Raw genomic sequence first — 16,605 nt, forward strand, 5'->3', positions numbered from 1 at the left:
TTTCAGCAGATAACTTTCGTCGGATAGTCAGGAGGGCATCAAGCGTGATTACATGAATACGGGATAAAAATTTAGGTCATGAAATCATGTACAGTCAGGTATGGAGTGAGAATTATCGGATGAATATCGATCATTCTCCTGTCTTTTTAGAAAGAAGAATGGACACAAACTTGATCTCGAGTATTCATTTTTTTAGAAGCTTTTCATCGGTTTTAGTCTTTCCATGGGCTCGATGTTTTGCTAAAAATAACAAAAACATAAATGAATCTTAGGCACGTATTTCATACTATGCTGAAATACCGAAGTATATAAGTTTGTATGCGATTTAAAGAGATGCTCCGTTTGAAAATTCCAGGTGGATGCTGTCTTGCATATAACAAATAATAAATAGTGGATATTTATGCAAGATCTTTTCAAGACTAAAAAATTTCAGCTTGAGACTGAGTCCAGTTGGAAACATCTCTGGTCCAAGCCGGTATTTGATTATCTACATTCCGATCATTTTGATGGTGAGCGGTTTAAGAATCTGGAGCATCATTCGCTCGAGCAGAGTCGCTTTGACTTGTATAAATGGTTATTCACCAGAAAATCCAGAACTTGGGAAGTAAATCTGGAACAGGAACGTACCGAGTTTTTTTCACGTCCGCGTGCTTTACCACAAAATCGGCCGGAAGCCACTTTAGATGACTGGCAAATCTGGTTTATTGGGCATGCTACCGCTCTGATCCAGATCGGGCCGTATAATTTTCTGACTGATCCGGTCTGGTGTGAATATGCCAGTCCTTCTGCATCCCGAGGGCCACAGCGCGTCATTCCTGCTGGCATTGCCCTGGATGAGCTGCCGCATATTGATGCCGTATTGCTCAGCCATAACCATTATGATCATATGGATCTGGCGACCTTGGCCTGGCTGCATCAGACCTATCAAATGCCGATCTATACCGGCCTTGGTAATGGCTGGTACCTGCCTAAAGACTATAATGTCATTGAAATGGACTGGTGGGAAAATGCATTTTTTGAAGATATCCAGATTGTCTATTCGCCAGCACAGCACGCTTCAGGACGTGGAATGCGTGACCAGAACTGCGCATTATGGGGCGGTTTTTCCTTATTGAATGGCAAGGATCATTGCTATTTTGCTGGGGATAGCGGCTATGCGCCGCATTTCAAGGAAATTCGCAAACGCCTTGGACCACCACGAATTGCGCTGTTGCCGATCGGTGCCTATGAACCGCGTGAACTGATGCGCAATATTCATATGAATCCGGAAGATGCTTTTCATGCCCATCAGGACTTAATGGCACGTTGTTCTATGGCCATTCATTATCGGACCTTCCAGCTCACCGATGAAGCACGTGACCAGCCTGAAAATGAATTGCAGCATATTATCCAGCATTCCTCCAAGCTGATTAACCCGTTTTACTGTATTCGTGAGGGCAAACGGATTATTGTCTAAGGGCTTAAGATCACTCCTGTATAACGATTGAGTCGTTAGCTAGCATATAGAGTAGCTCTCATTTGTATAGGATTAAATCCTATGCTGAAGGGTACAGGTGCCAATCGTGGTGGAAACAAGCATGGCATACTGACTGATCGGGTGGGTATGTTGAGCAATGATTTCTTCGTGAATCTGATGGATATGAAAAAGATCTGGGTACCGGTAGAAGAACCTTTTTGAAATCCGTGACCGTCAAACACATGACCTGAAATGAACTGCAACTCATATTCCTAATGCTTTAATTTAACACCAATAAAAAACCACCCTCGGGTGGTTTTTTATTCGCTCAGTTCAAGCTAAAAAACTTAGAGAAAGCTTGGTAGGCCTTTAGCTGGATCAGTTGCTCGAGCCATCTGGGCATCAGCTACGCTCATCCCAAGAGCTTGAGCAATACCTTCACCATAGGCGGGATCACAGGCATAACAGTTACGGATATGACGGTACTTGATGAAATCAAGCGCATCACCCATTGCGGCTGCGGTATTATTAAATAGAGCCTGTTTCTGCTCATCATTCATCAGGTTGAACAGGGCACGTGGCTGGCTGAAGTAGTCATTATCATCTTTGCGATAATCCCAGAAATCTGCATCACCCGTGATTTTGAGGGGGGGCTCTCTGAATTCTGGCTGTTCCTGCCACTGGCTGAAACTGTTCGGCTCATAATGCGGCAATGAACCATAGTTGCCATCCATACGGCCCAAACCATCACGGTGATTTGAATGTACCGGGCAACGTGCGGCATTGACCGGAATCTGGGCATGATTCACACCTACACGGTAACGCGCTGCATCAGCATAATTGACCAAACGTGCCTGTAGCATGCGATCCGGTGAGTAACTAATGCCTGGTACCAGATTGCTTGGCGCAAAAGCGGCTTGTTCTACGTCCTGGAAATAGTTTTCCGGATTACGGTTCAGCTCAAATTCACCTACTTCAATCAGTGGATAATCGCCTTTCGGCCAGACTTTGGTCAGGTCAAACGGATGATAAGGCACTTTCTCGGCATCTGTTTCAGGCATGATCTGAACGTACATTTTCCATTTCGGATAATCGCCACGTTCAATCGCATCAAACAGGTCGGTTTGACTGCTTTCACGGTCTTTAGCAATCAACTCTGCTGCCTCAGCATCAGTCAGATTCTTGATACCTTGCTGGGTACGCATATGGAATTTTACCCAAAAGCGTTCATTTTGGGCATTGATAAAACTGTAGGTATGACTGCCGAAACCGTGCATATGACGGTAACCAGCCGGAATCCCACGATCGGACATTACGATGGTAACTTGATGTAGTGCTTCCGGCAATAAAGTCCAGAAATCCCAGTTATTGGTGGCGCTACGTTTATTGGTTTTCGGATCACGTTTTACTGCTTTGTTTAAGTCAGGAAATTTACGTGGATCACGCAGGAAGAATACCGGTGTATTGTTACCGACTAGGTCCCAGTTCCCTTCTTCGGTATAGAATTTCAGGGCAAAACCACGAATGTCACGTTCTGCATCAGCTGCACCGCGTTCACCGGCGACGGTCGAAAAACGGGCAAAGAGTTCGGTTTTTTTACCGACTTCCGAGAAAATTTTTGCACAGGTATATTCAGTAATGTCATTGGTCACAGTAAAAGTACCAAATGCACCTGAACCTTTTGCGTGCATACGGCGCTCAGGAATCACTTCACGAACAAAGTTAGCCAGTTTTTCATTCAGCCATAAATCCTGAGCAAGTAAAGGTCCACGCGCACCTGCCGTCATACTATTCTGGTTATCGACCACAGGCGCACCAGCTTCAGTGGTCAGGTGGGTGACAGGGCATTTTTTAAAATCTTGGCTCATCTTTCCTCTCCAAGTTTTGAATATCTTGTGTCGTTTATCTAGTATTCATAAAATATTGAAATATATGCTAATCAGATCAGGTTTCACTATATTTACAATATCTTTAAATAAAGGGTGTCACAGCACAAAATGGAATTCAGGATATAATTGAGTGAGCTCACTCAAAAAATATTTTTAAAGTTAATAAAGTTTAAAATATTGAAAATTAAATGGTTACTCTTAAAAAATTAACGGGTTTTCCACTCTCTGACAATATCAAATTCTATATATTTTGAATAACTCGAATAATGAATGGGATTAAACGAAAATAACAATATCTAAGTCCATAATATGTTTTTATCAAAGGATAAAAAGAATAAGTGAAAAGTAGTATTTAAAATGAATTTTATAACTGGTTTATTTTAAATGGTTTTTTAATTGAGTTTTGTTTGGCTGAAGAAACCCATAACAATAATGAATGGAATAAGGGTATTTTCTGGTTATAGCTCGCATTTTTGCATACAGAAAATCCTAGCTAAATGGGCTTTATTTTTAAAAAAGCATTGGCAAATATGCTTGAAAATTAGTCAGTCAGCCCTATAATTATCTCACTCCTTCCTCCAAGTCACATAGAGAGCAAAATGGCCAAGAAAAAAACAGCCAAGCAGGTGGTGATCCACAATTTTGTGGCCAAACATATGCATGAAGTCAATAAAAGCCAGGTTTTTGTAGATCGGAAGAAAAATGCAAAACGTGGTTATACCAAGCACAAACAAGGGCGATATCAACAAGATGATCGCCCTTTTTTATGGGCAGCTTAGGGCGGCCAGGAAGAAGTGGATCTGTTCTGGACGGGAGCTGATTTTAAGGGATTCTGTGGGGTATAGTGAAAAGATGAATTTCTTTTCGAAGAATGCGGTGAAGTCCGCCGGGTGGTTGAAGAAGCTTCTTCGGGAAACATATTTTGAAAAAAACGGGGCAGGGTCGCAGAACTCGAAGATCTATTTGGATCAGCATCAGCCATAGGCCGGGTCTGTTGAAAACTGGCAAATTTTCCTAGCTGTTGCCGATACAGTTTTGCCGCAATGACCGATGGATCATTCTTGCCTAAACGCCGTTGCTGGGTACGAGAAATTTCAATTCCCCATAAGGGACAGGCTTTAGGACGTTCAGTTTCACGGATATACTGGTGACTCGAGCTGGCATTATTACGATCACGAGAAGATGTATCTCTGGATTTTTGCGAACGTAAGGCCGGTGCAACAATAATAAAATAAAACGCTGCAGCCAGCATAAGCAGGATAAGCACAAATTCCATAAGTACCTCGACTAATGCAGAGGAACCTGGAAAAGTTCCTCCTTAAGCGCTGACCATACGGGTGGTGGATTTCACCATGTCTCCTAAACCATGTGTTCTAAAATAATGCTCCATCCAGCTTTTTACCATGAGTGGATTGTCCAGTTTTAGTACATGTTTGAGTAATTCCTGTGCATCCGGCATCGGTACATGACAGATCGTTTTTCGGACTCTCAAAATATTACTGGAACTCATGGACAGGGTATTAAATCCCATGGCCATTAATAGTACGGCGGAGAGAGGATCACCGGCCATTTCACCACAGATACTGATCGGTTTGTTATTACGGTGACAGTCTTCTACCAGGCGGGTCAGGGCGCGCAGAATGGCTGGATGCAAATGCGAATAGACATTGGCCACACGTGGGTTATTCCGGTCTACGGCAAGTAAATACTGGGTTAAATCGTTAGAACCGACCGAAAAGAAATCAACCAGTTCAGAAAACTCATCAATCTGATGCAGTACGCTCGGTACTTCCACCATAATCCCGATTTGTGGTTTGGTAATCTTCACCTGTTCTTCTTCCTGAACGGCATGATGATCACGCTCTAATAGATACAGCGCTTCTTCAACCTCACTGACACTGGTCACCATCGGCAACAGGATGTGCAGATTATTCAGGCCGATACTGGCTTTCAGCATGGCGCGAATCTGGGAAGAGAAGATTTCAGGATGATCCAGTGTGAAACGGATACCACGCCAGCCCAGTGCTGAATTCTCTTCTTCAATCGAGAAATACGGCAGGTCTTTGTCTGCACCAATATCCAGTGTTCGCATCACCACTGGTTTATTGGCAAAGTGACTGAGCTGTTGCCGGTAAATGGCACGTTGTTCCTCTTCACCCGGGAATCGGTCACGTAGCATGAACGGGATTTCAGAGCGGTACAGGCCAACACCTTTGGCACCACGCTGTACACCACGAACCACGTCAATCATCAAGCCGGTATTTACAAACAGACGTACAGCAGTCCCATCCGGTGTAATTGCATCTTTGGTCTCGTATTGACGTAGATCTTTGGCAATCTGTTCCTCTTCTTTCTGAATTTCTTTATAACGGGTACGCAAACGGCGTGGTGGATTAATAAAGATGCGGCCCTGATGCGCATCGACAATCATCTCTACGTCATCCAGGGTATTGATGGGCAGTTCGGTCACACCCACGACAGTCGGAATACCCAGCGCGCGTGCCACAATCACCATGTGTGAATTCATGGCACCTTCAGTGGTGACAATTGCTGCAATCTTATCGACAGGTAATTCCACCAGCGCAGCTGTTGAAATTTCTTCACCAATCAGGATGCTTTCATCCGTCAGTTCGCGATGGCTTTCATCAGCTTCCTGTAATTTGGCCAGAATACGGCGCCCTAGATCTTTCAGATCAGCGACACGTTCACGCAGGTAATCATCTTCCATCTGCGCAAACTGCGCGACATGGTTATCAATCACGATGCGAACTGCACCTTGCGCCCAGTGACCATCACGAATCAAGGCTTTAATTTCCGATGGCAAAGCATTTTCATCCAGCATACGCAGGAACACACTGAACAAGGCGCGTTCTTCGGCCATCAGCGCATCCTGCATTTTGTCATCCAGGAACTGAATTTCTTCACGTACCGAATTTAAGGCATTATCCAGTAAAGCCAGTTCTTCGCTAATATCATCTGCTTCACGATCCGGAACGGCACCCAGATCTGCAGGTGGATAAAGCACAATGGCGCGGCCGAGTGCGATACCGCCAGAACCGGATACACCCTGGAAGGTTTTATATGCCGGTAAATTATTTGGCTTGCGGAATACATCAATATTGCCGACTGCATGGGCGTGAGCGATTACGCCCGAAAGCTGGGCACATAGCGTAACCAGGAACGATTCAGCCGCTTCACTAAAATCTTGGGATTCTTTATTTTGGACAACCAGTACGCCCATGACCTTACGGCGATACATGACCGGAACGCCCAGAAAGGAATTATAAATTTCTTCGCCCGTTTCCGGTAAATACAGGAAACGATCATGCTTAGGGGCATTGTCGAGGTTAACGATTTCCTCACGCTGACCGACCAGACCGACCAGACCTTCACCGGTATGTAGAGACACATGACCGACAGCTTCAGGCTTCAGGCCTTTAGATGCCATTAACAGATAGCGCTGGTTGCGTTCATCGAGCAGATAAATGGAGCAAACATCCACATGCATGGCCTCAGCGACCTGATTGACCATAATATCGAGTGATTCATGCAAACTGGTAGACGCATTAATCTCTTGGACAATGCGTCTCAGGGTATCCAGTTGCATATTCGACATAGGAGCTGCTCCGTATTTTTTTAGAAGTCCGGTAATTTAGTTTATTTATAACAATAGCCGAGCAAAAAATCTGCACATGCACGCGATTTTTTTAAGGTTTTTGTTGTGGTAATTGCTGACAGAGTTCAATCATGGCCTTGCGATAAACATCGCGTTTAAAATTCACCACTTGGCCTAATGGATACCAGTAACTGACCCATTGCCATTGATCAAATTCGGGCGGATCGGACAGATCAAGTTGAATGTTCTGTACGGGCGCCGTCAGTTTGAGTAAAAACCACTTCTGTTTTTGACCGATACATACCGGATCTGAATCCGTGCGAATGTATCGATACGGCAAACGATAACGCAACCATCCTTTGGTCTGCGCGATAATCTGGACGTGTTCAGGCAGTAAGCCAACTTCTTCTCTCAGCTCACGATAAAGTGCCTGCTCAGGGGTTTCTCCATATTGGATACCTCCTTGTGGAAATTGCCATGCATTATGACCAATGCGTTTTGCCCATAAAACCTGTCCAGCATCGTTTGCCAAAATGATCCCGACATTCGGTCGGAAACCTTCTGAGTCGATCATTTGGCTACCTAAAATTGTTTAATTTATGCCTTTGCTTTCGGGGAATATTATTTCTTTATCCAACTCGAAAAAAAGCAAAGTTTAAAAATGTTAAAATTGCTATGATCTTAACGAATTTCTATCGACTAGCGGAGATAGATTTACAATTTTTTTCTTAAATTTCAGTTTTTACGAGTATTTTCATGAAATTGGCGCTATTTGATCTCGATCACACCCTGTTAAACACCGATTCGGATCATTCCTGGGGGGAATTCCTGGTCAATGAAGGCTTGGTGGATCCCGTTCATCACCGCGCCATGAATGACAAGTTTTATGAGGACTATAAAAAGGGTCAACTGGATCCCTATGCCTATAATGAATTTGTGTTCCAGTTTTTAACTCAACATGACCATGATTATCTGACCGAATTACATCAACTGTTCATGCAAAAAGTCATTCGCCCACAGATGCGTCCGGAAGGTTTTAAGGCCATTCAGTGCCATAAAGATGCGGGACATGAAATTGTTGGTATTACTGCAACCTCGGACTTTATTACCGCACCGATCTTCCGTGAGTTTGGGATTACTGAAATTATTGCCACCAATGCTGAAGTCATTGACGGTAAATATACCGGTAAGGTGACCAATATCGCCTGCTATCAGCAAGGCAAATTGACCCGTCTGAATCAATGGTTGGCTGGTCGTGGCGTGACTGAGTCTTGGGCCTATTCAGATTCAATCAATGACCGTTTTCTGCTGGAATATGCCGATCATGCCATTGCCGTAAATCCGGATGAGCGTCTGGAAGCACTGGCCAAAGAACAGGGCTGGGAAATTCAGGACTGGTCGATTTAAGCAATTCTTTTGATTTAATCAGGCACAACTTCGGTTGTGCTTTTTTATAAGCAGAATAGGGTACTTTTTGACATGCCCGTTGCTGAATAAACATGCTATGCTCAGAATAAATAAAGCAAGTCGACAATAACGATAGCAAGCGCTGAGGTAATGAAAATGACCCAAGTTAGACCGCGTATGACTCATCTATTTGCACAGTTAGGTCTGGATTCGAGTGCAGAAGGGATTGCCCAATTTATTCATGAGCATCAATTACCCAAAGATGTAAACCTGATGGAGGCGCCGTATTGGTCAGATGCACAGCGCCAGTTCCTGGCTGAAAAAATTGCTTCAGATGGAGAATGGGCCATTGTGGTAGATCAGCTTAATGAATCTCTGCATGAAGATGCTACCAGTGGGATGGAATAGCGAACAAAAAGCCAATCAACTGATTGGCTTTTTCATTTGGGGCATTACTGTGTCCGTTTCCATAAAGTTACTTGGGACAGGGTATGTTGATATTTACGCGCTGTTTCTCGGATCACAAAAGGCACATCCACAGGTTCGTCCAGCATTTCAAAATGTGGACTTAGCAAAGCTTTGATACCCTCTAAGGTACTCAGGTTTTCTCCCGCCTGCTTAAATCCGCCGATCCATTCACTGCGTGCTGTATGTTCTTCCAGCCAGGTATAAGGCGAGGCTAGCATCAGGATTCCGCCCATATTCAGCCGATTATGAATCTCACTTAGAAAAGCTTTAGGATGATGCAGGCGATCAATCAGGTTGGCTGCCAGAATAAAATCATAATCTTTAAACTGCGGTTTCAGGTTGCAGGCATCGGCCTGATAAAACTCGACCTTATTGGCAACCTGTTTAAGTTCAAGTTCTGCCAGTGAGCAGGATTTATATTCCACCAGTTCACCCTCAACAGGAATGCTATAGCGCAGGGTCTCTCCTTGCGCCAGCACCACACCTTGCTGAATAAAACGGGCTGAAAAGTCTAAACCGGTGACCTGATCAAAATCTTGGGCCAGTTCAAAGCTGGCGCGTCCGGTGGCACAACCGATATCCAGCGCTTTATGACACGGAATGTTTTGAAAATAAGGACGGGCCAGTTGAATGAGGCTTTGGGCAAAGTTTGGAACAGCAAAATATTCCGCCCCATACTGGAATTCCAGATATTGGGAAATCAGCTGATCACTTTCATATTGAGAGTGAAACTGCGGTGATGTCTCTTCCGCGGCAACATAGCGAAAACCGGCATGCTGGAAAAAATGTCGCCGGAACGCATAGCGTGAACTGTGCAGGGCTTCATTACCGGCTGAAATCCAGGAACCGCCTTTAATCAGATGATGTTGGCCATCGAAGGTTGGGGTACTAAAATCATCATAGAAAGGATGGACTTGAAAGCCTTCGAAAGGATAAATCGGGGTCTCGGTCCATTGCCAGACATTGCCCTGAACATCATAAAAATCGCCATGCTGAAAATGATCCACCGGAAAAGAGTTAGGGCCATATTTTAATTCAATATTGGCTTTCTCAGGACTTGGTAATTTTGGATCCAGTCCTGAAACTGCATACAATCGATACCATTCATCCTCAGTGGGCAGACGAATGGATTCTCCGGTCTGTGTTGATTTCCAGTTACAGAAAGCTTTGGCTTCATGATAATTCACTTCGACTGGCCAGTCCCAAGGCATTGGAACTTCTTCCAGCATCAGTCTTAAGGACCAACCCAGTTCCGTTTTGACCCAGAAGGTAGGATGTGTGGCTTGAGAAAATGCTAACCATTGCTGGCCCTCTTCAGTCCAGTAGTCAGCTGTCTGATAACCTTCTGCTTCAACAAAGGCTAAAAACTCCTGATTGGACACCAGATATTTAGAGGCTTCGAATTCTGCAATTTCGGCATGATGGTGGCCGTATTCATTGTCCCAGCCATAAAAAGCATGTTCGAAATTTTTATGTAAATTGACCTGACCTGCGGGTACCTTTATCAGACTATTTTCAGGCGCAATGCCGGTAATGACATTGGCACGCCACTGCGGATGATTTTGTACATAACGTAACTGATGCTGGCGGATTAAAACCGAAGACGTTTCCAGATGAATCCGTTCATGCTCAATACCCATGATGATGGTCCACCAGGGATTGTGCCAGTTCAATGGAAGTTGTAGCGGCGCATGTTCTATCACTTTCAAGACCAGGGCACGCACCTGATGCCGGTAATCACGTACCGCCTGAATGCTAGGCCAGTGATAGTTCTGTTCATCCAGATCATCCCAGCTCATTTCATCTACACCAATCGCGAAGATACTTTCCAGATGCGGATTTAAACGTTCCGGGATCAGTTGAGCCAGCAATAGCTTATTGATAAAAAAAGTGGCAGTATGACCAAAATAAAAGATCAGTGGATGACGTAAGGCAATCGGTTTGTCATAAAAGGCTTCTTCATTTTTCAGACAGTCAAACAGTTGCTCATAGGTGTCAAAGGTATTTAGAAAATAATCACGTAATACGGCACGCGCTGTCGGTTCATCTTCAAAATCAAGGTTGGGAGTCGGGTGTAGCGTTGGTTTAAGCGGTTTCCATAAACCCATTTCTTCGAGCTGGTCATGAGAAGAAGATAATAAAGTTTTGGAATCAGAAGATTTGATCTGCATTCTGTGCTTCCTTGAATACGTTTTAATTTTTCATCTTCAGGAAAATGAATTTGATACTTTTAAAAGTACTTGAAAGGAAGCAACTGATGCGATGTATTTAGGTAACAAAATGCTGCATCGATATCGATGCAGCAGAGAAATGTGAAAATTAATTTTAAATTGACGGGCCTTGCATCAGTTGAACCAATGCTTCAGCCGCCTTCGATTGAGTACGACCCGGATGCCAGACCATACCGAGCTGACGGTTCATTTCCAGATTCAGATCCAGTTCTTGCAGGTCATGATTGACCAGGGTTTTGGGCAAAACAGACCAGCCTAAACCAATCGAAACCAGCATCCGGATGGATTCAAGCGGGTTATTGCTCATGGTCGTTTTCGGCTTGATACCCTGTTTTTCAAACTCGGCCATCGTAATCTGCGTGGTATAGGTCTGCGCAGAAGGCAGCAGGCTTGGGTAATTCACCAGATCTTCAAGAGACAGGTTTTTTTGCTGAGCCAGTGGATGGAATGGTGCGACCACAAAAACCAGAGGATCATTCCAGATAGTGACATATTTTAGGCGTTCATCACCATGCGGTGGCAAGGTCAGGAAAGCCAGTTCCAGATCACCAGCAATGACCTGTTCATGCGCCTGTTCAGAATCTACAAAATGTACATCTAGCGTCACATTTGGATATTGCTGTACATATTCACGCAGATGGCTCGGTAAATGATGCAGGCCAATATGATGGCTGGTGCCAATTTTCAGTTTGCCTTGGACCTGACCTTGTTCATGACTCAGGGTGTAGTGAATATCACCCAACTCGTTCAGCCAGTTTTTTACCTTAGGCAGCAGGGAATGTGCCGCATGAGTGGCCTGAACACCACGGCCCGCAGATTCAAATAATTTCACCCCAAAATATTCTTCCAGACTGTGAATACGTTTGGTCACAGCCGGTTGGGTAATAAAAAGCTGATCTGCAGCCAAAGAAATCGAACCTGTTTCCATGACTTTTACAAAGGCTTCAAAAGCTGCGAGATTCATCTTGATCACCTATAAAGTTTTTTTATGCTTAAGTTTATTATTGTAATAATTTAAGAATAAATCAAAGTAAAAATATAGAACTATTGGTTTAATGTTGAATTAATACACATTTTTAAATGTTTTATTTTATGTCATAAAAAAAGCCACCGAGGGTAGGTGGCTCAAAAAGGAAGATCGACAAAAAATTATGCGGTGATTTCCTCATCCTGTTGCTGGCTTTTTGCTTCCCAGATTTTCTCGTGGAAGAAGAAAGCAACTGCCTGTACAGTCGGTTCTAATAAACTCAAGGCAATCGCCATGGTTAAACTGCCTGTGACAAAATAGCCCACTAACATCGCGACAGTGATGTGCATGATGTAATAGCTAAATGTCTTTTTGAACATGCGCTGATTGTTGTCTACGAAACGTTGAATATGTGCCATGTGGATCTTCCTCAAAACAAATGATCTGTGCCGATGAGGAAATAATAATAATTCTCATTTAATTTGTAAAAACGAATATTTTTAATAAAACGATCGGAAAATTAGATTTATAAAAAGAGAGCTAAACCATGATTTAATTTAAGTTTTAAAAGATTCCAAAAAGTTTTTTAACTAATAAAAATGATAAATTAGATTTATGTGAATGCAGCGATATAATCAAAATTAGCGAAAGAATTTACCCAGTCCAGTGGAGCACATCGACATGGCAGGCGAGACCCAAACAGCAAAAACATTATACGATAAGTTATGGGATGACCATTTAGTAAAACAACGAGATGATGGTTCAGCTCTACTTTATATCGACCGTCATTTATTGCATGAAGTGACTTCGCCACAAGCCTTTGAAGGCTTGCAACTTGCTGGCCGTAAGCCATGGCGTTTAAGTGCCAATATTGCGACACCTGACCATAACGTACCGACCTCTAAAAAAGAGCGTGAGCAGGGCGTGGCTGGGATTGAAGATGATACTTCACGTATCCAAGTACAAACCTTGGATGATAACTGTAAGACGTTCGATATTGTTGAATTTGATATTAACGATATTCGTCAAGGCATCGCGCACGTTGTTGGTCCTGAGCAAGGCTTAACCTTGCCAGGTATGACCGTTGTATGTGGTGACTCACATACTGCAACACATGGTGCATTTGGCTGCTTGGCACACGGGATTGGAACATCAGAAGTTGAACATGTATTGGCAACCCAATGCCTGGTTCAGAAGAAAATGAAAAATATGTTGGTACGCGTTGACGGTAAATTGGGTCAAGGCGTAACACCGAAAGATGTGGTTTTAGCCATTATCGGTAAAATCGGAACTGCAGGCGGTACAGGTCACGCGATTGAATTTGGTGGTCAGGTGTTCCGTGACATGTCGATTGAAGGCCGTATGACCGTGTGTAACATGGCAATCGAAGCGGGTGCACGTGTCGGTATGGTCGCAGTCGATGAAAAAACCATTGAGTATGTTAAAGACCGTCCATATGCACCGAAAGGCGAGCAATGGGATCAGGCGGTTGCGTACTGGAATACTTTGCACTCCGACGAAGGTGCTCACTTCGATACAGTTGTAGTGTTACAAGGTGAAGAGATTGAACCGCAAGTGTCTTGGGGGACTTCTCCTGAGATGGTGATTCCGGTGTCTCAAGCGGTTCCAACTTTGGAACAGGCCAAAGATGATGTACAGCGCAATGACTGGAACCGTGCTTATCAATATATGGGCTTAACTGCAGGTCAGCCTTTAGCAGATATTCAGTTAGACCGTGTATTCATCGGTTCTTGCACCAACTCACGTATCGAAGATATTCGTGCTGCGGCTGAAGTAATCAAAGGCCGTAAAGTGGCTTCTAGCATTAAGCAGGCCATGGTCGTTCCGGGTTCGGGTTTAGTGAAACAGCAGGCAGAATCTGAAGGTTTGGACAAAGTCTTTATCGAAGCTGGTTTTGAATGGCGTGAACCAGGCTGTTCTATGTGCTTGGCAATGAATGCTGACAAGTTGCAGCCAGGCGAACATTGTGCCTCAACTTCAAACCGTAACTTTGAAGGTCGTCAGGGTAATGGCGGTCGTACCCACTTGGTGAGTCCAGCCATGGCGGCGGCGGCAGCGATTGCCGGTCACTTTGTTGATGTCCGTTCATTTTAATTGGTACGCAGGAGCAGAAATATGAAAGCTTATACCGTTGAACAAGGTATTGTTGCACCCTTAGACCGTGCCAATGTCGATACAGATTTAATTATTCCAAAACAGTTTTTGAAATCGATCAAACGTACCGGTTTCGGTGAAAACCTGTTTGATGAATTGCGTTATTTGGATGAAGGTTATCCGGGTCAGGATAACTCGGTTCGTCCGATTAACCCGGACTTCGTGTTAAACCAGCCACGTTATCAAGGTGCATCCATCTTAATTTCTCGTGCTAACTTCGGTTGCGGTTCAAGCCGTGAGCATGCGCCGTGGGCATTGAATGAATACGGTTTCCGTACTGTGATTGCACCAAGCTTTGCTGATATTTTCTTTAATAACTGTTTTAAAAATGGCATGTTGCCGGTAATTTTGCCGGAAGAAACGGTTGATCAGTTATTTAAAGAATGTGCAGCAGCTGAAGGTTATCAGCTAACGATTGATCTGGAAGCGCAGGAAGTTCGTACACCAAATGGCGAAAGCTTCAAGTTTGAAGTGGACCCATTCCGTAAGCATTGTTTGTTAAATGGTTTGGATGATATTGGCTTAACTTTGCAGGCGGCAGATGATATTCGGGCCTATGAAGAAAAAACCAAACAATCACGCCCATGGGTATTTGCTGAAATTCATTCATAAAACAGCAAAAATTGTCATGGCATGACTGCGAAGGCCTTGCTAATATCAGAAGATTATTAATTTTTTTGATAGGTTAATACAGACATCATGGCAACGTATTGGAAACAGTGGCTTGCTCTAAGTGCAGTATCAGTGCTGATGACCGCGTGTCAGAGCATTGATACCATCAAACTTAAACACGCCAAAGAAGATGCAGAAAGCAAATCCAATGCCTTGATTTATTGTGCAGGCACACCGGATTGTCAGTTTGAACGTTTAGATCGGACCATGATTGTGGATGAGTCCACCAAACGAATCAGCCCAGAAGCGCTGGATCAGCGTCTGGTTCGTTTGCAGGCCAAAAACCTGAAACAGGATAATCCGATTTATTTATCTGTGCCGGAAGGGCAGCATGAACTGGTGGTGCGTTTCTATCCGATTAGCAAGGATAAGGCTGAGACCTTGCATCTGTTCCAGCAGTTTAAGGCGAATAAACGCTATACCCTGAAAATGTTCCGTGACCGAAATGCACGTAGCACCAGTTTATTAAATGCCTCTGCACCTGATCCATTGTGTGTGGACCTGTTGCAAGAGCAGAAAGTGATTCGTCGTTTTTGCAAACCTTATAATGTCATCAATGGCATTGCAGAGTTTGTAGAAAAAAAAATTTAACCTAGTCAGGTGGATGCCTGACCTTATAAATGGAAAAGCTCATGTCTAAACAAATTTTGATTTTAGCTGGTGACGGTATTGGCCCTGAGATTGTAAAAGCCGCAGAACAGGTGCTTACACGAGTTAATGAAAAATTCAATCTGGGTTTAACATGGGAACAAGGTCTGTTGGGCGGTGCTGCGATTGATGCACACGGTTCACCTTATCCAGACGTAACGTCTGAACAGGCGAAAAAAGCAGACGCGATTCTGCTTGGTGCTGTAGGCGGTCCAAAGTGGGATACGATTGAGCGTTCAATCCGTCCAGAACGTGGCCTGTTAAAACTACGTAGTGAATTGAATCTGTTTGCGAACTTGCGTCCAGCAATTCTTTATCCGCAATTGGCTGATGCCTCTAGCTTGAAACCGGAAATCGTCTCTGGTCTGGATATCCTGATCGTACGTGAATTGACTGGTGGTATTTACTTCGGTCAGCCACGCGGGATCCGTGAACTGGAAAATGGCGAAAAACAAGGTTTCAACACTGACGTTTATGCAGAATCTGAAATCAAACGTATTGCCAAGGTTGCGTTCGAACTTGCTGGTCTGCGTGGCGGTAAAGTATGTTCAGTTGATAAAGCCAACGTGCTTGAAGTGACTGAGCTTTGGAAACAAACCGTGACTGCACTGAAAGAAGAGCAATATCCGGACATTAACCTGTCTCATATGTATGTAGACAATGCTGCGATGCAGTTAGTACGTGCGCCTAAACAGTTTGACGTGATCGTAACGTCTAACCTGTTCGGTGACATCCTGTCTGATGAAGCTGCAATGCTGACTGGTTCAATCGGTATGTTGCCATCAGCTTCATTGGATGAAAATGGTAAAGGGATGTACGAACCTTGCCATGGTTCTGCACCAGACATCGCAGGTCAAAACCTGGCAAACCCATTGGCAACCATTCTGTCTGTAGCCATGATGCTGCGTTATACCTTCCGTGAAGAAGCAGCCGCTAAAGCGATTGAAGATGCAGTAGGGAATGTTTTAGACCAAGGTCTGCGTACTGCTGACATCATGTCTGAAGGCATGACTAAAGTGGGTACAGTGGAAATGGGTCAGGCAGTGGTAACTGCATTGAACTGAGTTACTCATTAG

15 protein-coding genes and 1 pseudogene are annotated in these 16,605 nt (G+C 44.0%); 9 read left to right on the plus strand and 7 right to left on the minus strand.

Annotated elements, in window-relative coordinates:
- Positions 1–400 precede the first annotated feature (400 nt).
- Positions 401–1,456 carry an MBL fold metallo-hydrolase gene (locus O4M77_RS01700; protein WP_323713732.1) on the plus strand — a complete coding sequence of 352 codons (1,056 nt, stop codon included), beginning with the start codon at positions 401–403 and terminating at the stop codon, positions 1,454–1,456.
- An 84-nt stretch (positions 1,457–1,540) separates the two neighbouring features.
- Positions 1,541–1,660, plus strand: a pseudogene (locus O4M77_RS01705) (catalase-peroxidase 2); the annotation flags it as partial.
- A gap of 143 nt (positions 1,661–1,803) precedes the next feature.
- Here O4M77_RS01705 and O4M77_RS01710 read toward each other — a convergent pair.
- Entirely contained in the window at positions 1,804–3,324 is a 1,521-nt protein-coding gene (locus O4M77_RS01710) for a catalase (RefSeq protein WP_323713733.1), read from the minus strand.
- Positions 3,325–3,944: 620 nt separating this feature from the next.
- On the opposite strand from O4M77_RS01710, the gene O4M77_RS01715 reads away from it, so the two are divergent.
- Complete coding sequence (locus tag O4M77_RS01715; RefSeq protein WP_005232372.1) at positions 3,945–4,124, plus strand: hypothetical protein; 180 nt, start codon at positions 3,945–3,947, stop codon at positions 4,122–4,124.
- Here O4M77_RS01715 and O4M77_RS01720 read toward each other — a convergent pair.
- The 3 genes from O4M77_RS01720 to O4M77_RS01730 all read right to left on the minus strand — a co-directional run bounded on the left by O4M77_RS01720 (position 4,121) and on the right by O4M77_RS01730 (position 7,535).
- Entirely contained in the window at positions 4,121–4,621 is a 501-nt protein-coding gene (locus tag O4M77_RS01720) for a hypothetical protein (RefSeq protein WP_323713734.1), read from the minus strand. The two genes, O4M77_RS01715 and O4M77_RS01720, sit on opposite strands and share 4 nt — an antisense overlap.
- A gap of 42 nt (positions 4,622–4,663) precedes the next feature.
- Positions 4,664–6,961: a phosphoenolpyruvate--protein phosphotransferase gene (gene ptsP, locus O4M77_RS01725; RefSeq protein WP_323713735.1), complete on the minus strand. Its 2,298-nt coding sequence runs from the start codon at positions 6,959–6,961 to the stop codon at positions 4,664–4,666.
- 91 nt (positions 6,962–7,052) lie between these two features.
- Positions 7,053–7,535: an RNA pyrophosphohydrolase gene (locus O4M77_RS01730; RefSeq protein ID WP_004781838.1), complete on the minus strand. Its 483-nt coding sequence runs from the start codon at positions 7,533–7,535 to the stop codon at positions 7,053–7,055.
- A 182-nt stretch (positions 7,536–7,717) separates the two neighbouring features.
- Here O4M77_RS01730 and O4M77_RS01735 point away from each other — a divergent pair, with 182 nt between their 5' ends.
- Together O4M77_RS01735 and O4M77_RS01740 are read left to right on the plus strand one after the other, a co-directional pair.
- Positions 7,718–8,368 carry an HAD family hydrolase gene (locus O4M77_RS01735; RefSeq protein WP_180053344.1) on the plus strand — a complete coding sequence of 217 codons (651 nt, stop codon included), beginning with the start codon at positions 7,718–7,720 and terminating at the stop codon, positions 8,366–8,368.
- A 156-nt stretch (positions 8,369–8,524) separates the two neighbouring features.
- A complete protein-coding gene (locus tag O4M77_RS01740; RefSeq protein WP_004781841.1) occupies positions 8,525–8,776 on the plus strand; it encodes a DUF2789 domain-containing protein in 252 nt (83 codons plus the stop codon).
- Positions 8,777–8,820: 44 nt separating this feature from the next.
- Here the strand turns inward: O4M77_RS01740 and ovoA are convergent, their stop codons facing one another.
- From ovoA to O4M77_RS01755, 3 genes are all read right to left on the minus strand, one after another.
- Positions 8,821–10,944: a 5-histidylcysteine sulfoxide synthase gene (gene ovoA, locus O4M77_RS01745; protein WP_323714079.1), complete on the minus strand. Its 2,124-nt coding sequence runs from the start codon at positions 10,942–10,944 to the stop codon at positions 8,821–8,823.
- Positions 10,945–11,161: 217 nt separating this feature from the next.
- Complete coding sequence (locus tag O4M77_RS01750; protein WP_004781845.1) at positions 11,162–12,031, minus strand: LysR family transcriptional regulator; 870 nt, start codon at positions 12,029–12,031, stop codon at positions 11,162–11,164.
- 185 nt (positions 12,032–12,216) lie between these two features.
- Positions 12,217–12,453: a DUF2061 domain-containing protein gene (locus tag O4M77_RS01755; RefSeq protein WP_159123642.1), complete on the minus strand. Its 237-nt coding sequence runs from the start codon at positions 12,451–12,453 to the stop codon at positions 12,217–12,219.
- A 262-nt stretch (positions 12,454–12,715) separates the two neighbouring features.
- Here O4M77_RS01755 and leuC point away from each other — a divergent pair, with 262 nt between their 5' ends.
- The 4 genes from leuC to leuB all read left to right on the plus strand — a co-directional run bounded on the left by leuC (position 12,716) and on the right by leuB (position 16,593).
- Complete coding sequence (gene leuC, locus O4M77_RS01760) at positions 12,716–14,149, plus strand: 3-isopropylmalate dehydratase large subunit (RefSeq protein WP_004781848.1); 1,434 nt, start codon at positions 12,716–12,718, stop codon at positions 14,147–14,149.
- 21 nt (positions 14,150–14,170) lie between these two features.
- The gene (leuD, locus tag O4M77_RS01765; protein WP_005232352.1) at positions 14,171–14,821 is read left to right on the plus strand and encodes a 3-isopropylmalate dehydratase small subunit; all 651 of its coding nucleotides are present in this window, start codon (positions 14,171–14,173) and stop codon (positions 14,819–14,821) included.
- A gap of 87 nt (positions 14,822–14,908) precedes the next feature.
- Positions 14,909–15,472, plus strand: coding sequence for a hypothetical protein (locus tag O4M77_RS01770; protein ID WP_200229641.1), 564 nt, complete (start codon positions 14,909–14,911; stop codon positions 15,470–15,472).
- 41 nt (positions 15,473–15,513) lie between these two features.
- Entirely contained in the window at positions 15,514–16,593 is a 1,080-nt protein-coding gene (gene leuB, locus O4M77_RS01775; protein ID WP_004781852.1) for a 3-isopropylmalate dehydrogenase, read from the plus strand.
- The last annotated feature ends 12 nt before the right edge of the window (positions 16,594–16,605 follow it).

Origin of the sequence: Acinetobacter sp. YWS30-1 (assembly GCF_033558715.1) — a bacterium.
Classification (GTDB): domain Bacteria; phylum Pseudomonadota; class Gammaproteobacteria; order Pseudomonadales; family Moraxellaceae; genus Acinetobacter.